14 protein-coding genes are annotated in these 14,687 nt (G+C 74.5%); 9 read left to right on the top strand and 5 right to left on the bottom strand.

All coding sequences use genetic code 11. The features are described from left to right. Nucleotides 1-97: 97 nt before the first annotated feature. From LUZ64_RS25845 to LUZ64_RS25835, 3 genes are read left to right on the top strand one after another with little or no spacing between them, the layout of a single operon-like run. Nucleotides 98-688 carry a (2Fe-2S)-binding protein gene (locus LUZ64_RS25845; protein ID WP_372478743.1) on the top strand — a complete coding sequence of 197 codons (591 nt, stop codon included), beginning with the start codon at nt 98-100 and terminating at the stop codon, nt 686-688. Then, on the top strand, nt 685-1,701 hold the full coding sequence (locus LUZ64_RS25840) for an FAD binding domain-containing protein (protein ID WP_095578429.1): 1,017 nt from the start codon (nt 685-687) through the stop codon (nt 1,699-1,701). The genes LUZ64_RS25845 and LUZ64_RS25840 overlap by 4 nt, the downstream gene beginning before the upstream one ends. Then, entirely contained in the window at nt 1,698-3,851 is a 2,154-nt protein-coding gene (locus tag LUZ64_RS25835; RefSeq protein ID WP_232398826.1) for a xanthine dehydrogenase family protein molybdopterin-binding subunit, read from the top strand. The genes LUZ64_RS25840 and LUZ64_RS25835 overlap by 4 nt, the downstream gene beginning before the upstream one ends. Here the strand turns inward: LUZ64_RS25835 and LUZ64_RS25830 are convergent. Then, a complete protein-coding gene (locus tag LUZ64_RS25830) occupies nt 3,841-4,941 on the bottom strand; it encodes a tyrosine-protein phosphatase (protein ID WP_095578427.1) in 1,101 nt (366 codons plus the stop codon). The genes LUZ64_RS25835 and LUZ64_RS25830 overlap by 11 nt on opposite strands. Before the next feature lie 155 nt (nt 4,942-5,096). Between LUZ64_RS25830 and LUZ64_RS25825 the strand changes: the two genes are divergently transcribed. Next, on the top strand, nt 5,097-5,618 hold the full coding sequence (locus LUZ64_RS25825; RefSeq protein WP_095578426.1) for a GNAT family N-acetyltransferase: 522 nt from the start codon (nt 5,097-5,099) through the stop codon (nt 5,616-5,618). A gap of 73 nt (nt 5,619-5,691) precedes the next feature. Here LUZ64_RS25825 and LUZ64_RS25820 read toward each other — a convergent pair whose 3' ends face one another. Next, entirely contained in the window at nt 5,692-6,852 is a 1,161-nt protein-coding gene (locus LUZ64_RS25820; RefSeq protein ID WP_232398824.1) for a MalY/PatB family protein, read from the bottom strand. Between the two features lie 133 nt (nt 6,853-6,985). Between LUZ64_RS25820 and LUZ64_RS25815 the strand changes: the two genes are divergently transcribed. Further along, nucleotides 6,986-7,390, top strand: a complete 405-nt coding sequence (locus tag LUZ64_RS25815) for a cupin domain-containing protein (RefSeq protein WP_170116626.1) — start codon at nt 6,986-6,988, stop codon at nt 7,388-7,390. On the opposite strand, the gene LUZ64_RS25810 is transcribed toward LUZ64_RS25815, so the two are convergent. Both LUZ64_RS25810 and LUZ64_RS25805 read right to left on the bottom strand, forming a co-directional pair. Continuing rightward, nucleotides 7,391-9,772 (bottom strand): glycoside hydrolase family 65 protein, encoded by a 2,382-nt coding sequence (locus LUZ64_RS25810; protein ID WP_095578423.1) that lies wholly within the window; start codon nt 9,770-9,772, stop codon nt 7,391-7,393. Continuing rightward, nucleotides 9,769-10,512: an HAD family hydrolase gene (locus LUZ64_RS25805; RefSeq protein ID WP_095578422.1), complete on the bottom strand. Its 744-nt coding sequence runs from the start codon at nt 10,510-10,512 to the stop codon at nt 9,769-9,771. The genes LUZ64_RS25810 and LUZ64_RS25805 overlap by 4 nt, the downstream gene beginning before the upstream one ends. A 155-nt stretch (nt 10,513-10,667) precedes the next feature. On the opposite strand from LUZ64_RS25805, the gene LUZ64_RS25800 reads away from it, so the two are divergent. Both LUZ64_RS25800 and LUZ64_RS25795 read left to right on the top strand, forming a co-directional pair. Continuing rightward, nucleotides 10,668-11,171, top strand: coding sequence for a hypothetical protein (locus tag LUZ64_RS25800; protein WP_095580619.1), 504 nt, complete (start codon nt 10,668-10,670; stop codon nt 11,169-11,171). A gap of 162 nt (nt 11,172-11,333) precedes the next feature. Next, nucleotides 11,334-11,840, top strand: coding sequence for a hemerythrin domain-containing protein (locus tag LUZ64_RS25795; RefSeq protein WP_095580617.1), 507 nt, complete (start codon nt 11,334-11,336; stop codon nt 11,838-11,840). Nucleotides 11,841-11,871: 31 nt separating this feature from the next. Here LUZ64_RS25795 and LUZ64_RS25790 read toward each other — a convergent pair whose 3' ends face one another. Continuing rightward, nucleotides 11,872-12,375 carry a hypothetical protein gene (locus LUZ64_RS25790; protein WP_170116710.1) on the bottom strand — a complete coding sequence of 168 codons (504 nt, stop codon included), beginning with the start codon at nt 12,373-12,375 and terminating at the stop codon, nt 11,872-11,874. A 257-nt stretch (nt 12,376-12,632) separates the two neighbouring features. Between LUZ64_RS25790 and LUZ64_RS25785 the strand changes: the two genes are divergently transcribed. Continuing rightward, nucleotides 12,633-13,145: a DUF6542 domain-containing protein gene (locus tag LUZ64_RS25785; protein ID WP_143593073.1), complete on the top strand. Its 513-nt coding sequence runs from the start codon at nt 12,633-12,635 to the stop codon at nt 13,143-13,145. Next, nucleotides 13,138-14,517, top strand: coding sequence for an LCP family protein (locus LUZ64_RS25780; RefSeq protein ID WP_232398821.1), 1,380 nt, complete (start codon nt 13,138-13,140; stop codon nt 14,515-14,517). Before LUZ64_RS25785 ends, LUZ64_RS25780 begins: the two co-directional genes overlap by 8 nt. Nucleotides 14,518-14,687: the final 170 nt, after the last annotated feature.

Genomic DNA, 14,687 nt, shown 5'->3' with positions numbered 1-14,687 from the left:
GCCGAACGGGTGCCTGCCGCGTCCGCGGCGTTTGCGCGGGGCGGGAGAGGGGACCCCGTCACGGTACTGACGGGTCCCGAGTGAAAGGCGTGGCACCGTGGCAGCGCACCCCACCCAGGACGGGCCCCGCCCCTCGAAACCCTCCGCCTCCCCCGGCTCCCCCGTCACCTCCTCCACCTCCTCCACCGTGACCCTCCACGTCAACGGCACCGCCCACCGCCTGACCCTCGACAACCGCACGACCGTCCTGGACGCCCTGCGCGAGCACCTGGACCTGACGGGCGCGAAGAAGGGCTGCGACCACGGCCAGTGCGGCGCGTGCACGGTGCTGGCCGACGGGAGGCGCGTGAACAGCTGCCTGCTGCCGGCGGTCGCCCTCGGCGGTGTGGAGATCACCACCGTGGAGGGGCTGGCCGACGACGGCACGCCGCACCCGCTCCAGCGGGCGTTCCTCGACCGCGACGGGTTCCAGTGCGGCTACTGCACGCCCGGCCAGCTCTGTTCGGCGGTCGGCGCGATCGCCGAGGCCGCCGAGGGCCGGCCGTCCCACGTCACACCGCTGTCGGCGCCTCCCGGCGCGCCCGTGCCCCTCTCCCCGGAGGAGATCCGCGAGCGGATGAGCGGCAATCTGTGCCGGTGCGGCGCCTATATGAACATCGTCGCCGCGATCGAGGACGTGACGCGGTGAAGGAGTTCGCCTACACCCGCCCCGCCGACGTCGACGCGGCGATCGCCGCCCTGTCGGCCCGCCCGGACGGCGCGTTCCTCGGCGGCGGCACCAATCTCGTCGACCTGATGAAACTGGGCGTCACGGCACCGGCCCTGCTGGTCGACATCAGCCGGCTGCCCCTCACCGAGGTCGAGGAGCGGCCCGGCGGCGGCCTGACGATCGGCGCGAACGTGCGCAACAGCGACCTGGCCGCCCACCCGGCCGTACGGAGCCGCTATCCCGCCCTGTCGCAGGCCCTGCTGGCGGGCGCTTCCGGGCAGATCCGCAACGCCGCCACCACCGGCGGGAACCTCCTCCAGCGCACCCGCTGCCTCTACTTCCAGGACGTGGGCAAGCCGTGCAACAAGCGCCTCCCGGGCAGCGGCTGCCCCGCCCGGGACGGCGTGCACCGCGACCTGGCCGTGCTCGGGCACTCCCCGCACTGCGTGGCGACCCACCCCTCCGACATGGCCGTCGCCCTCGCCGCCCTGGACGCGGTCGTCCATCTGCGCGGCCCGGACGGCGAACGGACGGTGCCGCTCACCGCGTTCCACCGGCTGCCCGGCGAGGAACCCCACCGCGACACCGTCATCGGCCCGGCCGAGCTCGTCACCGCCGTCGGGCTGCCGCCCCCGCCGGCCGGCCCGTCCGCCTACCGCAAGGCCCGCGACCGCGCCTCGTACGCCTTCGCGCTCGCCTCCGTCGCCGCCGCCCTGGAGGTGCGGGAGGGCGTGGTCCGCGAGGCGCGCCTGGCCTTCGGCGGTCTGGCGCACAAGCCGTGGCGGGCCCGCGCGGCGGAGGACGCGCTGCGCGGCGCCCCCGTCGGCGAGGAGTCCTTCGCGCGGGCCGTCGACGCCGAACTGGCCGCGGCGGAACCGCTGCGCGACAACGCCTTCAAGGTGCCGCTCGCCCGCGCCCTGGCCGTACGCGTCCTCGCCGGGCTCGCCGGCCTCCCGGGCCACGACCCGACGACGGAACGGACCGCCCGATGAGCCCCGCCGACCGCGACGGCCCCACCGGCCCCGCCACCCCTGCCGGGCACCCCGCCGACGGCGCCCCCGTGCGCCTGGAGGGCCTGCTGAAGGTAACCGGCGCCGCCCGCTACGCCGCCGAGCACACCCCGCCCGGCACCGCCTACGCCTGGCCCGTCCCGGCCCGTGTCGCCCGTGGCCGGGTCGTCGCGGTCGACGACGGCCGGGCGATGGCGGAGCCCGGGGCCCTCGCCGTGCTCACCCATGAGAACGCGCCGCGTCTGAAGGAGACGGACGACGCCACCCTCCTCGTCCTCCAGGACGACCGGGTGCCCCACCGCGGCTGGTACGTCGCCCTCGCCGTGGCCCGCACCCCGGAGGCCGCCCGGGCGATGGCCGACGCGGTGGTGGTCTCCTACGAGCCCGAGCCCCACGACGCCGTCCTGACCCCGGACCACCCCGGCCTGTACGTGCCCGACGTCGTCAACGGCGGCTTCCCCGGCAGCCGTGAGCGCGGTGACTTCGACGCGGCGTACGCCGCCGCGCCCGTGCGCGTGGACGCCACGTACACCCAGACCGCCCTGCACAACCACCCCATGGAGCCGCACGCCTCGACCGCCCGCTGGGAGGACGGGCGGCTGTTCGTCCACGACTCCAGCCAGGGCGCCACGACCGTCCGGGAGACACTGGCCGGGCTGTTCGGCGTGGACAAGCGGCTGATCACGGTCGTCTCCGAGCACGTGGGCGGCGGCTTCGGCTCGAAGGGCACCCCTCGCCCGCAGGTGGTCCTGGCGGCGATGGCCGCCCGGCACACCGGGCTGCCCGTCAAGCTCGCGCTCCCCCGCGCGCAGCTCGCGGCCGTCGTCGGTCACCGGCCGCCGGTGTTCCAGCGGGTCCGGCTGGGCGCGGGCGAGGACGGGGTGATCCGGGCGCTCGCGCACGAGGTCGTCACCCGGTCGTCGGCCGTCCGGGAGTTCGTGGAGCAGGCCGCCGTCCCCTCGCGCGCCATGTACACCTCGCCGCACAGCCGCACCGTCCACCGGGCCGTCGCCCTCGACGTGCCCGGCCCGTCGTGGATGCGGGCGCCCGGCGAGGCGTCGGGGATGTACGCGCTGGAGTGCGCGATGGACGAACTGGCCTGCGCCGCCGGGCTGGACCCCGTCGAGCTGCGGATCCGCAACGACACCGCGACCGAGCCGGACAGCGGGAAGCCGTACAGCAGCCGCCATCTCGTGGAGTGCCTGCGCGAGGGCGCGCGGCGCTTCGGCTGGGCGGGCCGGGACCCGCGCCCCCGGTCGCGGGCCGAGGGCCGGCTGCTCCTCGGCACCGGCGTGGCCGCCGCCTATTATCCCGTCTACCTCGCGCCCTCTCGGGCGCGGGCGCGGGCGGAGCGGACGGCGGACGGGGTCCGCTTCCTGGTGGGGACCGACGCGACGGACATCGGTACGGGCGCCCGTACCGTCCTGGCGCAGATCGCGGCGGAGGCGCTCGGGGTGCCCCTGGAGCGGGTGGGCATCGAGATCGGCAGCACCGACCTGCCGGCCGCGTCGCTCGCCGGGGGCTCCTCCGGCACCGCCTCGTGGGGCTGGGCCGTGCACAAGGCGTGCCGCGCGCTGGGCGGGCTGCTCGCCGAGCACGGCGGCACGGTGCCGCCGGAGGGTCTCGCCACCACGGCGGACACCGCGGACGACGTACCGGCCGAGCCGCGCCACGCGAAGGCGGCGTTCGGCGCGCACTTCGCGGAGGCCGAGGTCGACGCCGACACCGGGGAGACCAGGGTCCGCCGGCTGCTGGGCGTCTACGCGGCGGGCCGGATCCTCAACGCCCGTACCGCGCGGAGCCAGTTCGTCGGCGGGATGGTGATGGGCCTGGGGATGGCGCTCCTGGAGGGCAGCACCATGGACCCCCGGTTCGGCGACTTCGCCGAGCGCGACCTCGCCTCGTACCACGTGCCGGCCTGCGCGGACGTCCGGGACGTCGAGGCGCACTGGATCGCGGAGGATGATCCGCACCTGAACCCGGTGGGCGGCAAGGGCATCGGGGAGATCGGCATCGTCGGGACGGCGGCGGCGATCGCCAACGCGGTGCACCACGCGACGGGCGTCCGCGTCCGCGACCTGCCGATCACCCCGGACAAGCTGCTCGGCGCGGCGGGCGGGCTCAGCCGGTGAGGAGGCCCTGACGCAGCGCGTCCGGCGTCCCGTCGGCCAGGCCCAGGCCGGTGCGCAGATAGGCGTCGAACGACCCGTAGCGTTCGGCGACTTCGGTGAAGGAGGCGTCGAGGTACTCGGGGCGCGCTTCGAGGGCGGGCCTGAGGATGGCGGCCACCTCGGGGGTGGCGCGGTCGTAGGCCGCCTGGACCTCGGCGGCGCGGTAGGTGTTGGTGGCGAGGTAGTCACGGGTGACGGTGGCACGGTCGACGCCGAGCGCCGTGAGCAGGGCGGCGGCCGCCCAGCCGGTGCGGTCCTTGCCCGCGGAGCAGTGGAAGAGCATGCCGTGGTTCCCGGGGTCGGCGGCGGCGCGGAAGACCTCGGCGTAGGCGGCGCGGGCCGAGGGGAGCGCGACCATTCCGTGGCCGCCCTCCAGCATCAGGCGGACGGAATCCTCGGGGCTGGTGGGCGTGGGGATCCCTTCGCCCGCGACATCGGCGACGGCGTAGCGCACGCCGTCGGGCACGCGGTCGGGCGCCTTCCCGCGCTCCTCGGAGTTGCGCAGGTCGTAGTCGGTGCGCAGGCCGAGGCGCCGGAGCTTGGCGCGGTCGGCGTCGGTCAGCCTGCTCAGGTCGTCCGAGCGGTACAGGACGCCCATCCGTACCCAGCGGCCGTCGGTCGTGCGGTATCCGCCCAGATCGCGGAAGTTGGGGGCGCCTTCGAGGTGCAGGGAGCGGTCGGCCAGGGTGAGCGGGGCGCCCTCGTCCGGTACGAGGCGGAACCACTGGCGGTCGGCGGCGGGCAGGTCCCGTACGGTCACGGTCTGCTCGGCGGCGCCGTGCGCCACCGGGCGGTCGTCCGCGTACACGGTCACGGCGCCGGCGCCGGGCGCGCGCCAGGAGACGGTGTACGCGCCGTCCGGCCGCCGCTCCACCGTGGCCTCGGTGAAGGGGATGGCCCGCGGGTCCCGCGAGGGGATCCGGGTCTGGTGCGAGGCGGAGCCGCCGGTGGTGTGCGGCAGGGCCGTGGCGCCGGGGGCGCCGGCGCCCAGGGCCGCGAGGGCTACGACGAGGGAGGCCGCGGTGCGGCGCGCGGCGAAGAGGGTCTTCATGGCCCGGATGCTAGGTACACACATTCGGCCGTGCCAGGTGTTCGTCATGAGGTCTGGTACGACTTCCAGGTCTCCCGCGCGCAACTTCACGACATAGCGGGAAATGTTCTTGTAATACTCGCCGGGTAACGTCCCGCCGCCAGGAGGGAACAACCATGCGAGACAGCGGTGCGGGCATACGGATCCGCCCGGCGACGTCCGGCCATCTCGGCCGGCTCACCGAGATCTACAACCACTACGTGACGCACACCCCGATCACGTTCGACATCGAGCCCGTCTCCGCCGAGGAGCGCGCCGACTGGCTGGCGGCCCACCCCGACCGGGGCAGGCACCGGCTCCTGGTCGCGGAGGACACGGCCGCGGACACCGTGCTCGGCTACGCCTCCAGCAGCGCCCTGCGCCCGAAGCGGGCCTACGAGACCTCGGTGGAGACCAGTGTCTACCTGGCGCCCGAGCACACCGGACGAGGCGTCGGCGGCCTGCTCTACGAGGCCCTGTTCGCGGCCCTCGCGGACGAGGACGTGCACCGGGCCTACGCGGGGGTGACCCAGCCGAACGAGGCGTCGATGCGGCTGCACGCCCGGTTCGGGTTCGCGGCGGCGGGGGTGCACCGGGAAGTGGGCCGGAAGTTCGGGCGGTTCTGGGACGTGGCGTGGCTGGAGAAGCCGCTGCGGTAGCGGCGCCGTGCCGCGCGCGCCCGGCGCCCCGCCAAGGGCGCCGGGAACGGCGGGAGTCGGAGCGGTCCGGGGGCTAACCGAGTGCCTTCGCCATCCGGCGCACCCCCTCGGTGAGGATCTCCGGTGACGTGCCGAAGTTCAGCCGCGCGTGCCCCGCCCCGCCCGAGCCGAAGGGCAGGCCACCGGTCAGCGCGACCCGGCCCCGCTCCAGGAACACGGCGGCCGGGTCGTCCCCGAGGCCCAGCGCCCGGCAGTCCAGCCAGGCCAGGCACGTCGCCTCCGGCGGCGCGTACCGCACACCGGGCAGGTGGTGCGACAGAAGGCCGGCGAGGAGCCGGCGGTTCTCGTCCAGGCCGCGCAGCACGCCGTCCAGCCAGTCGCCGCCGTGCCGCAGGGCGGCGACGTGTCCGATGACGCCCAGGTGGCTCGGGCCGTGGCTCACCACATAGGGGATCCGCTCCAGATCCGCGGCGGCCTCCGGGCCGGCGAGGGCCAACGCCGCCTTGGCTCCCGCCAGATGCCACCCCTTGGAGGCCGACATCACCGAGAACGCGCTCCCGGTGCCGGGCAACGACAGATACGGCACGAACCGTGCGCCCGGCAGCACCAGCGGCGCGTGGATCTCGTCCACCACGACCCGCAGACCGTGGGCGTCCGCCAACGCGGCGACCGTGGCGAGCTCCTGGGCCGTGTGCACGGTCCCGGTCGGGTTGTGGGGGCTGCAGAGCAGATACGCGGCCCGCCGCCCGCCGGCTGCGGCCCGCCCGAACGCCTCCTCCAGCGCGGCCGTGTCGATGCGGTGCCCGTCGCCCAGCGGGGCCTCCACCACCCGCCGGTCCATATGTTCCATGAATCCGTAGAACGGTGGATACACAGGGGAGTTCACTACGACGGTGTCCCCCGGACCGGTGATCAGACGCAGGACTTCCACGACGCCCTGCATCACGTCCGGCACGATCGCCGTATGCGCCGCCACCACGCCGTCCCAGCCCCACCGCTCCCGGGCGAACGCGTCGAGCGCCTCCGCGTACGCCGTCCCGGAGGCATACCCGGTGTCGCCCCGCGCGACCGCCTCCGTGAGGGCGCGCGCCACCGGTTCGGCGAGCGGCGCGTCCATCTCGGCAACCCACAGCGGCAGCACGTCCGGCGGATGGGTGCGCCACTTCGCGCTCGTCCGCAGCCGCAGCTCGTCCAGGGAGAGCCGGCGCAGCGGTTCGGTCATGTCAACAGGCATAGGAACCATTGTGCTCGCCGGCGTCAACCGCAGAGGGGACCGCTCGGAGCATCCTCCGTGGGTCCCGTACCCAGAAGCCTGGAGTGAGCCCGGCGAACCCGGGCAGCACACCGGAACGAGAGGGAATCGCATCGTGTTCAGGGAGCAGCCGGTCAGCGAGACCATGGCCGAAGGCGGGATCGTCCTTCCCTTGCCTCCCGGAATGACCGACGCCGCGCACGTCGTGGTCCACCGGACCACGATGCCGCCCGGCGCGCGGACCGGATGGCACTACCACCCCGGCACCCTCGTCGGTGTCGTCACCGGCGGCACGCTCACCCACTACTGGGCGGACGGCCACATCAGCCGGCACCCCGCGGGCACGAGCTTCATCACCGGCGGGCCCGGCCACATACACGATGGCCGCAACGAAGGGGACGACCCCCTGGTCATGCTGCTCACGTACATCAACACCTCGGACGCGCGCCTGGCGGTGGACGTCCCGCCCCTGTTCCCCGACCCCCTGTTCCCCGATCCCGTCCTGCACGCCGGCCGGTGATCACGCCGGGCCTTCCGGCTCCGGCCGGGTGGCGGCCCAGCCCCGGTGGGCCGGTCGCCGGCCCGCCGGCTGGGCCGGCTCCGGCCGCTCCTGAAGGCCCGGCACCTTCCGGCTCTCCGGCCGCCCCGGCGTCACCGTCAGCGGCTCGCAGAAGTGCTCGATCTCCAGCTCCTCCCCCTCGACCAGGGTGTACGTCGCCACCGAGTCGGTGATCTCCACCCGCAGCCTGCGCCGCCGCACCTGCACGGTGAAGCAGAGGCGGCGCAGCTGCTCGGGGAGCCGGGGGGCGAAGGAGACGACGCCGTCGCGGTTCCGCATCCCGCCGAACCCCGAGACCAGGGCGATCCAGGTGCCCGCCAGCGAGGCGATGTGCACCCCGTCGCGGGTGTTGCTCTCCAGGTCGGAGAGGTCCATCATCGCGGCCTCGCCGAGATAGTCGTACGCCAGCCGCAGATGGCCCACCTCGGCGGCCATCACGGCCTGGACGCACGCGGAGAGGGAGGAGTCCCGGACCGTCAGCGGCTCGTAGTAGGCGAAGTTGCGGGCCTTCTGCTCGTCGGTGAAGGAGTCGCCGCGCAGCACCATGGCCAGCACCAGGTCGGCCTGTTTGATCACCTGCTTGCGGTAGATGTCGAAGTAGGGGAAGTGCAGCAGCAGCGGGTACTGGTCGGCGCCCGTGCGGGCGAAGTCCCAGTGCTGGTGCCCGGTGAAGCCGCGGGACTGCTCGTGGACGCCGAGCACCGGGTCGAAGGGCAGCGCCATCCGGGCGGCCGCGTCGCGCCAGGCCGCGGTCTCCTCGTCGTCGACCCCGAACTCGGCGGCCAGGTCGGGGTGGCGCTCGGCGACGTCCGCCGCCGCCCGCAGGTTCTGCTGCGCCATCAGGTTGGTGTAGACGTTGTCGTCCGCGATCGCGCTGTACTCGTCGGGGCCCGTCACCCCGTCGATGTGGAACTCGCCCTGGTGGTCGTGGTGGCCCAGCGAGCGCCACAGCCGGGCGGTCTGGACCAGCAGCTCCATGCCCACCTCGCGCTCGAACACCTCGTCGCCCGTGGCGGCCATGTAGCGCACCACGGCGTCCGCGATGTCCGCGTTGACGTGGAAGGCGGCCGTGCCGGCCGGCCAGTACGCCGAGCACTCGTCGCCGTTGAGGGTCCGCCAGGGGAACGCCGCCCCCTGGAGGCCCAGCAGCCGCGCCCGGTTGAGCGCGGCGGGCAGGGTCGCGTGCCGCCAGCGCAGCGGCTGCGCCGCCGCCAGCGGTGCCGTGCACGTCAGCACCTGGAGGACGAACGTCTCGCTGTCCCAGAAGCTGTGCCCGTCGTACCCCGGGCCGGTCAGCCCCTTGGCGGCGATCGCCCGGCACTCGGCCCGGGCGCCCGCCTGGAGCACGTGGAACAGCGCGAACCGCACGGCCTGCTGGATCTCGGCGTCGCCGTCGACCTCGACGTCGGCCCGGTCCCAGAACTCGTCGAGGTACCGGCGCTGCTCGGCGCAGAGGCCGTCCCAGCCGGTGCTCTTGGCGCCCGCCAGCGCCGCGTCGACCTGGTCGTGCATCGCGGACAGCGAGCGGACCCCCGACCAGCCGTAGGCGACCGTCTTCTCCAGCCGCAGCCGCTCGCCGGGGCGCAGCACGGTGGTCACGGTGAACCGGCTGAGGTCCTCGCCGCACTTGGAGTACGTCTTCGTCGCGTCCGGGCCGTCCACCCGGTGTTCCGCGGCGGCCGCCACCCGCAGTCCGCTGCGCTCGGTGCGGTGCACCAGCCGGAGCCGGCCCTCCTCGGCCGCGTGCTCCTCCGGGACCAGCGGGGACTCCAGCACCGCGGCCACCCGGGGGTCGCCGCCCGCCGCCGGCAGCTGCTCGTTGGCCACCAGCTCCGACTGGAGGACGATCCGCATCTCGGCGTCCACCGCCTCCACCTCGTAGGCGATGGCCCCGACGGACCGCTGGGTGAAGGAGACCAGCCGGGTCGAGCGGACCCGTACCGTACGGCCCGACGGGGACGTCCACTCGACCTCGCGGGTCAGCAGCCCCGAGCGGAAGTCCAGCACGCGCTCGTGCGCCACCAGCCGGCCGTAGCGCAGGTCGAAGGGCTCGTCGTCGACGAGCAGCCGGATCAGCTTGCCGTTGGTGACGTCGATGAGGGTCTGGCCCGACTCCGGATAGCCGTAGCCCGCCTCGGCGTACGGCAGCGGTCGCAGCTCGTACACCCCGTTGAGGTACGAGCCGGGCAGGCCGTGCGGCTCGCCCTCGTCGAGGTTGCCGCGCCAGCCGATGTGCCCGTTGGCGAGCGCGAAGACGGACTCGCTCTGCGGCAGCACGTCGAGGTTGAGCGCCGTCTCGCGCAGGCACCAGGGCTCGACCGCGTAGGCCGGATGGGTGATCACGGTGCGTCTCCCAGCAGTTCGTCGAGGTCCCCCACCACCAGGTCCGCGCCGTGGGCGCGCAGCGCCTCGGCCTGGCCCACCCGGTCCACGCCGACGACGAGGCCGAACGCGCCGGCGCGGCCCGCTTCCATGCCCGCCAGGGCGTCCTCGTAGACCGCCGCCTGCCGGGGCTCGACGCCGAGGTCGTGGGCCGCGGCGAGGAAGGTGTCGGGGTGGGGCTTGCCCGGCAGGCTCCGCTCGGCGGCGACCACGCCGTCGATCCGGACCTCGAAGAGGTCCTCGATGCCCGCCGCGACGAGGACGTCGCGGCAGTTGGCGCTGGAGGAGACCACGGCGCGGCGCAGCCCGGCGTCCCGCGCCGCCCGCGCGTAGCGGACCGAGCCCTCGTACGGCTGCACGCCCAGCTCCTTGATCTTCTCCAGGACGATCGCGTTCTTGCGCGTGCCGAGGCCGTGCACGGTGTCCGCCTCCGGCGGGTCGTCCGGCCGGCCCTCGGGGAGGCTGATGCCCCGGGAGGCGAGGAAGGACCGCACGCCGTCGGCTCTGGGCATGCCGTCCACGTAGGCGTCGTAGTCGTCGACCGCGTCGAAGGGCCGGAACCCCGCTCCGTCGCGCGACCGCAGAAAGGCGTCGAACATCTCCTTCCACGCCGCCGCGTGCACGGTCGCGGTGCGGGTCAGGACGCCGTCGAGGTCGAAGAGACAGGCACGGATGCCGGGGGGAAGTCCGAGGCTCGTCACCCGGCCATGATGCCTCGGGCGGGGCGCGGGCGCGCGCCTGCGGGCATCCGCGGGCGCCGATCCGGCCGGGGCGGGGCCGGGGGCCGTGCGGGGAAGGGCTACAGGCTCGGGTAGGGCGGTGCGGGGTGCGCCGAAGGGCCCCGTAAAGTGATCAAATGACCCACGCCGTTGATGCAGTCGATGCCGCAGCGATCGCCCTGGGCGAGCGCGCCTGGATCCCGCACGACGAGGAACGCGCCCTCGGCCAAGCGTTCCTCGGCCACCGTGACACGGTGGAGCCGCGCCTTCTGCCCGGTATGCCCCCGCACAGCGACCCGCAGGGCTGGGTGACCCAGCACGTGCTGTGGCTGGAGGACGTGTCGGCGCTCGCCGCGGGCGTCCGCGACCAGTGGTACGGCTATCTGCCCACGAGCCATATGACGGCGCTGGTCTCCGCCTACGCCGAGCAGGCCGCCGCCGTGGTCCCGCTCGCCGACCACCTGCGCGAGCGGTGGCACGCCGAGCCGCCGGAGCTGCTCACCCAGGAGCAGGTCACCTGGTGGGAGGAGTGGCACCTGCCGCCCGCGCAGCGGCAGCAGCTCGACGCGGTGACGCACCGTCTGGTGGTCATCGGCTCGGTCGTGGTCGCGGCGGTCACCGGGGCCTGGCACAACGACTGAGGCTCCGTCGCCGCGCGGTGGCCGGTTTCGTGCCGCGGTGGCGGGTCACCCGGACGGCGCACCGCGGGTGACCCTGCCGCCGGGCGCCCGGCCGGAGCGGATCCCGGCGGGGCGTGGCAGCGTGGTTCCCGACGCAGTCACACGACGCGAAGGGACGGTCCCATGACCCGCACCGACATCATCACCGAGCTGGAGACCGACCACCGGGTGATCGAGGCGCTGTTCACATGGATCCACCGGACCCCCATCGAGGACACCGGGCGCGAACGCCTCCTCCAGGAGGCGGCCGGTGAGCTGGCGCGGCACACGGCGGCCCAGGAGCGGTACCTCTACCCGGCCGTCCGCTCCTGCCTGCCCGGCGGTGACGGTTTCGTCGAGAAGGAGAACGCGGGCCAGGAGCGGCTGACGGCCATGCTGCGCGGGCTGGAGTCCTGCACGGTGCTCGAACCCGGTTTCGACGGCCGTGTCCGCGCGCTGGAGCGCGAGGTCACCCAGCACATCCGGCACGAGGAGCACGACCTGTTCCCGACGCTGCGCCAGGGCTGCCCGCCTGAGACCCTCCAGCGTCTGGGGGCGCAGGTGCGCGAGGACCGCGCCCGGGACCGCGCGGTGGCCGGGGGCTCGGCGGCGACGGTGCGCAGTGTGCTGGCGGGGGGCGGGGCGGTCTGACGGAGGGCCCGCGCGGACGGGCCCGCACACGTCACCGTACGTGGAGGACGCGGACGGGTGAGCCGCCGAGCGGCGGGCCGGGGTGCGGGTCCCGGGCGCCGTCCAGGCCGTAGAGCACCCCGCGCAGCTGGAGGGTGCCGGGGCGCCGGGCGCGCAGCCGCGCCTCGACCCGCGCGTCCGCCCCGGAGGCCACCGGCGCCCCGCAGGTCACGGTCTGCCAGGTGCCCCGGTCGGCGGTGCGCTGCTGCACGCAGGCGCGCAGATAGCGCGCGGCCGCGGCGCCGGCGCGGCCGTCGCCGCCGACCCGTACGATCCGGCCGACCCGTACGGGGTGGGCGGGCGCGGCGATCCTCATCACCCCGTCGGCGTTCCTCACCTCCTCGGCCGTCGCGAGGGACGCGGGCAGGGCGAGCGCGGCGGCGCAGAGTGCGCCGGCGGCGGCCGTCCGCAGGGCCGTGACCAGCGGTGCCTTGAACAGTGGGGTCCGCGTGAGACTCCTTACGCGGAGCTTCACATGCCTTTTCGTGGAATTCATACTTTTCATGGCAACTCCACACCAATGAGCCGTCATTGGCACTGATCCGTGGAATGAGACGGTACGTTCCCCGGGTGCGTTGTCTCCTCGCGTGTCACTGTCCCGTAACGGCCGGGAGCTCCGGTGGCGGACCGGGCCGGCGACCGGACCGGGGGGTGCGGACGGCCGCACGGGGCGCGATCACCTCCCTGACACTTGCTATATTGCGCAAATATGCAAGGCGAGCTGGGCTCGCACCCGACCGATGGGGAGCACGCATGGGTGGCAGGCCGACCGCGACACGGCGGCGGAGAACGGGCGGACGGGACCGGCGGGCCTGGGTGCCGCTGCTCGTCCCGGCGGCACTGCTCGCCTCGGGTGCCGCCGTGGACGCGGCCCGCGGCCCCGGGCTCGGCTGGCTCTTCGCGGCGGCCGCCGCCCTGGCCGCCGCCCTGGCCGCCCTGACGGCCCCCCGTGGCCGCGCCTGGTGGGCGGCGGCGCTGCCGCCCCTGGTGATAGCCGCCGTCGCCGCCGTGACCCAACTCCTGACGGGCGCTTCGGGCCCGCACACCGGCACGACGGCCATGACGGCCGGGATCCGCTGGGCGATGGACAGCTTCCCGGCGATCGCCGCCGCCGAGGCCGCCGCCGTGCTGGTGCTCACGCTGCGCGCCGTACGCACCGGCCGGTCCGCGCGTCCTGACGGGTCCGTACGCCCCGGCGGCTCCCGGCGGGCCGACGGCTCCCGGCGGGCCGGCCGGCGACGGCGCGGGAGGGCCGCGCATGCCTGAGTACCCCCGGACCGCACCCAGGAGGACCACGGGCGCGCCCGCCCCCCGGCGCACCTCGGTGCCCGCCCCCAGGAGGACGGGCGGCGCGCCGCGCCGGCGTCCCGCGCCCCGCCGCCGTGGGACGAGGCGGGCGAGGGCCGCCGGTCTCGCCCGCCTCGCGGTGTGCCTCACCTCGGCGGCCGTGCTGCTCACCAGCGGCGTCGGCTGGTTCGCCTACCACTGGCTGAACAACGGCCTCATCACCTCGCACGCGCTCGACGCGCTGCGCGACGGGGCGCCCCGTGGCCGCGACGGCGCCGTGAACGTCCTGCTGATCGGCCTGGACAGCCGCAGGGACATGAACGGCAACGCCCTCCCCAAGGAGTTCGTCGAACGGGAACTGCACGCCGGTTCCAGCGAGATCGGCGGCTACAACACCAACACGCTGATCCTGATGCACATCCCGGCGGGCGGCGGGAAGGTCACCGCCTTCTCCATCCCTCGCGACGACTACGTCGAGATCGCCGGCGGACGCGGCGAGCACAAGATCAAGGAGGCGTACGGCCTGGCCAAGGCGGAGGCCGAGGAGAAGCTGGTCGCCGAGGGCGTCCGCGGCGCGGACCTGGAGCACCGGGGCAGGGAGGCGGGCCGCGAGGCCACGCTCGCCACGGTCCAGAAGTTCCTCGGCGTGCCGATCGACCACTTCGCCGAGGTCAACCTCCTCGGCTTCTACGACATCGCCAAGGTGGTGCAGCCGGTCCAGGTGTGCCTGAAGAAGCCCGTGCGCGACCGCTACTCCGGCGCGGACTTCCCCGCCGGCCTGCAGAACCTCGACGCCCGGCAGGCCCTGGCGTTCGTCCGGCAGCGCCACGGCCTGGACGGCGGCGACCTCGACCGTACGCGCCGTCAGCAGGCCTTCCTGTCCTCCGTGACCCACAAGCTCAAGTCCCAGGGCGTATGGGGCGACGTCGGCAAGCTCCAGGGGCTCTTCGACGTCGTCAAGAAGGACGTCGTCATCGACGACCGCTGGAACATCCTGGACTTCGCCCGGCAGGCGCCCAACCTGACCGGGGGCAACGCGGAGTTCCACACCCTTCCGATCGAGGGGTTCGCGACGCGGAAAGGGGAGGCGGTGAACCTCGTCGACGCGGACAAGGTGCGGGCGCTGGTGGGGAAGATGATCGGGGGCGGGTCGGCGACGGCGTCGGCTTCGCCGACGGGGTCTGGGGCTGGGGCTGGGTCTGGGTCTGGCGAGGCGTCGCGGTCCGGATCGGACGGGGGGTCCGCGGGTGGTGGTGGCGGGGCCACGTCGGGGGCTTCGCCCGGGCCTGTGCCGTCGGACGCTTTCCAGGGGCCGGCGGTGGAGATGGGTGGGGTGCCGTGCGTTGACTGAGGGCGGGGTGGGGTGGGGGTGCGGGTGCGGGTGCCGCTGCGCGGGGCTTTATCCCCTACCCGCCCCTTCCCGTAACCGGGGGCAAGCCCCTGGGCCCCCTTTTCCGCGCTCCGCGCGGTGTCCTCAAGCGCCGGACGGGCTGATTTTCAGCCCGTCCGGCGCTTGAGGAC

The organism is Streptomyces albireticuli, from assembly GCF_021228125.1.
Lineage (GTDB): Bacteria > Actinomycetota > Actinomycetes > Streptomycetales > Streptomycetaceae > Streptomyces > Streptomyces albireticuli.
This window is presented reverse-complemented; position numbering and strand designations above follow the sequence as displayed.

Coding starts and splice junctions, on each gene's coding strand:
- LUZ64_RS25820 (WP_232398824.1), bottom strand. CDS start 6,852: ATGCCTGTTGACATGACCGAACCGCTGCGCCGGCTCTCCCTGGACGAG.
- LUZ64_RS25825 (WP_095578426.1), top strand. CDS start 5,097: ATGCGAGACAGCGGTGCGGGCATACGGATCCGCCCGGCGACGTCCGGC.
- LUZ64_RS25790 (WP_170116710.1), bottom strand. CDS start 12,375: ATGAATTCCACGAAAAGGCATGTGAAGCTCCGCGTAAGGAGTCTCACG.
- LUZ64_RS25830 (WP_095578427.1), bottom strand. CDS start 4,941: ATGAAGACCCTCTTCGCCGCGCGCCGCACCGCGGCCTCCCTCGTCGTA.
- LUZ64_RS25835 (WP_232398826.1), top strand. CDS start 1,698: ATGAGCCCCGCCGACCGCGACGGCCCCACCGGCCCCGCCACCCCTGCC.
- LUZ64_RS25800 (WP_095580619.1), top strand. CDS start 10,668: ATGACCCACGCCGTTGATGCAGTCGATGCCGCAGCGATCGCCCTGGGC.
- LUZ64_RS25795 (WP_095580617.1), top strand. CDS start 11,334: ATGACCCGCACCGACATCATCACCGAGCTGGAGACCGACCACCGGGTG.
- LUZ64_RS25780 (WP_232398821.1), top strand. CDS start 13,138: ATGCCTGAGTACCCCCGGACCGCACCCAGGAGGACCACGGGCGCGCCC.
- LUZ64_RS25785 (WP_143593073.1), top strand. CDS start 12,633: ATGGGTGGCAGGCCGACCGCGACACGGCGGCGGAGAACGGGCGGACGG.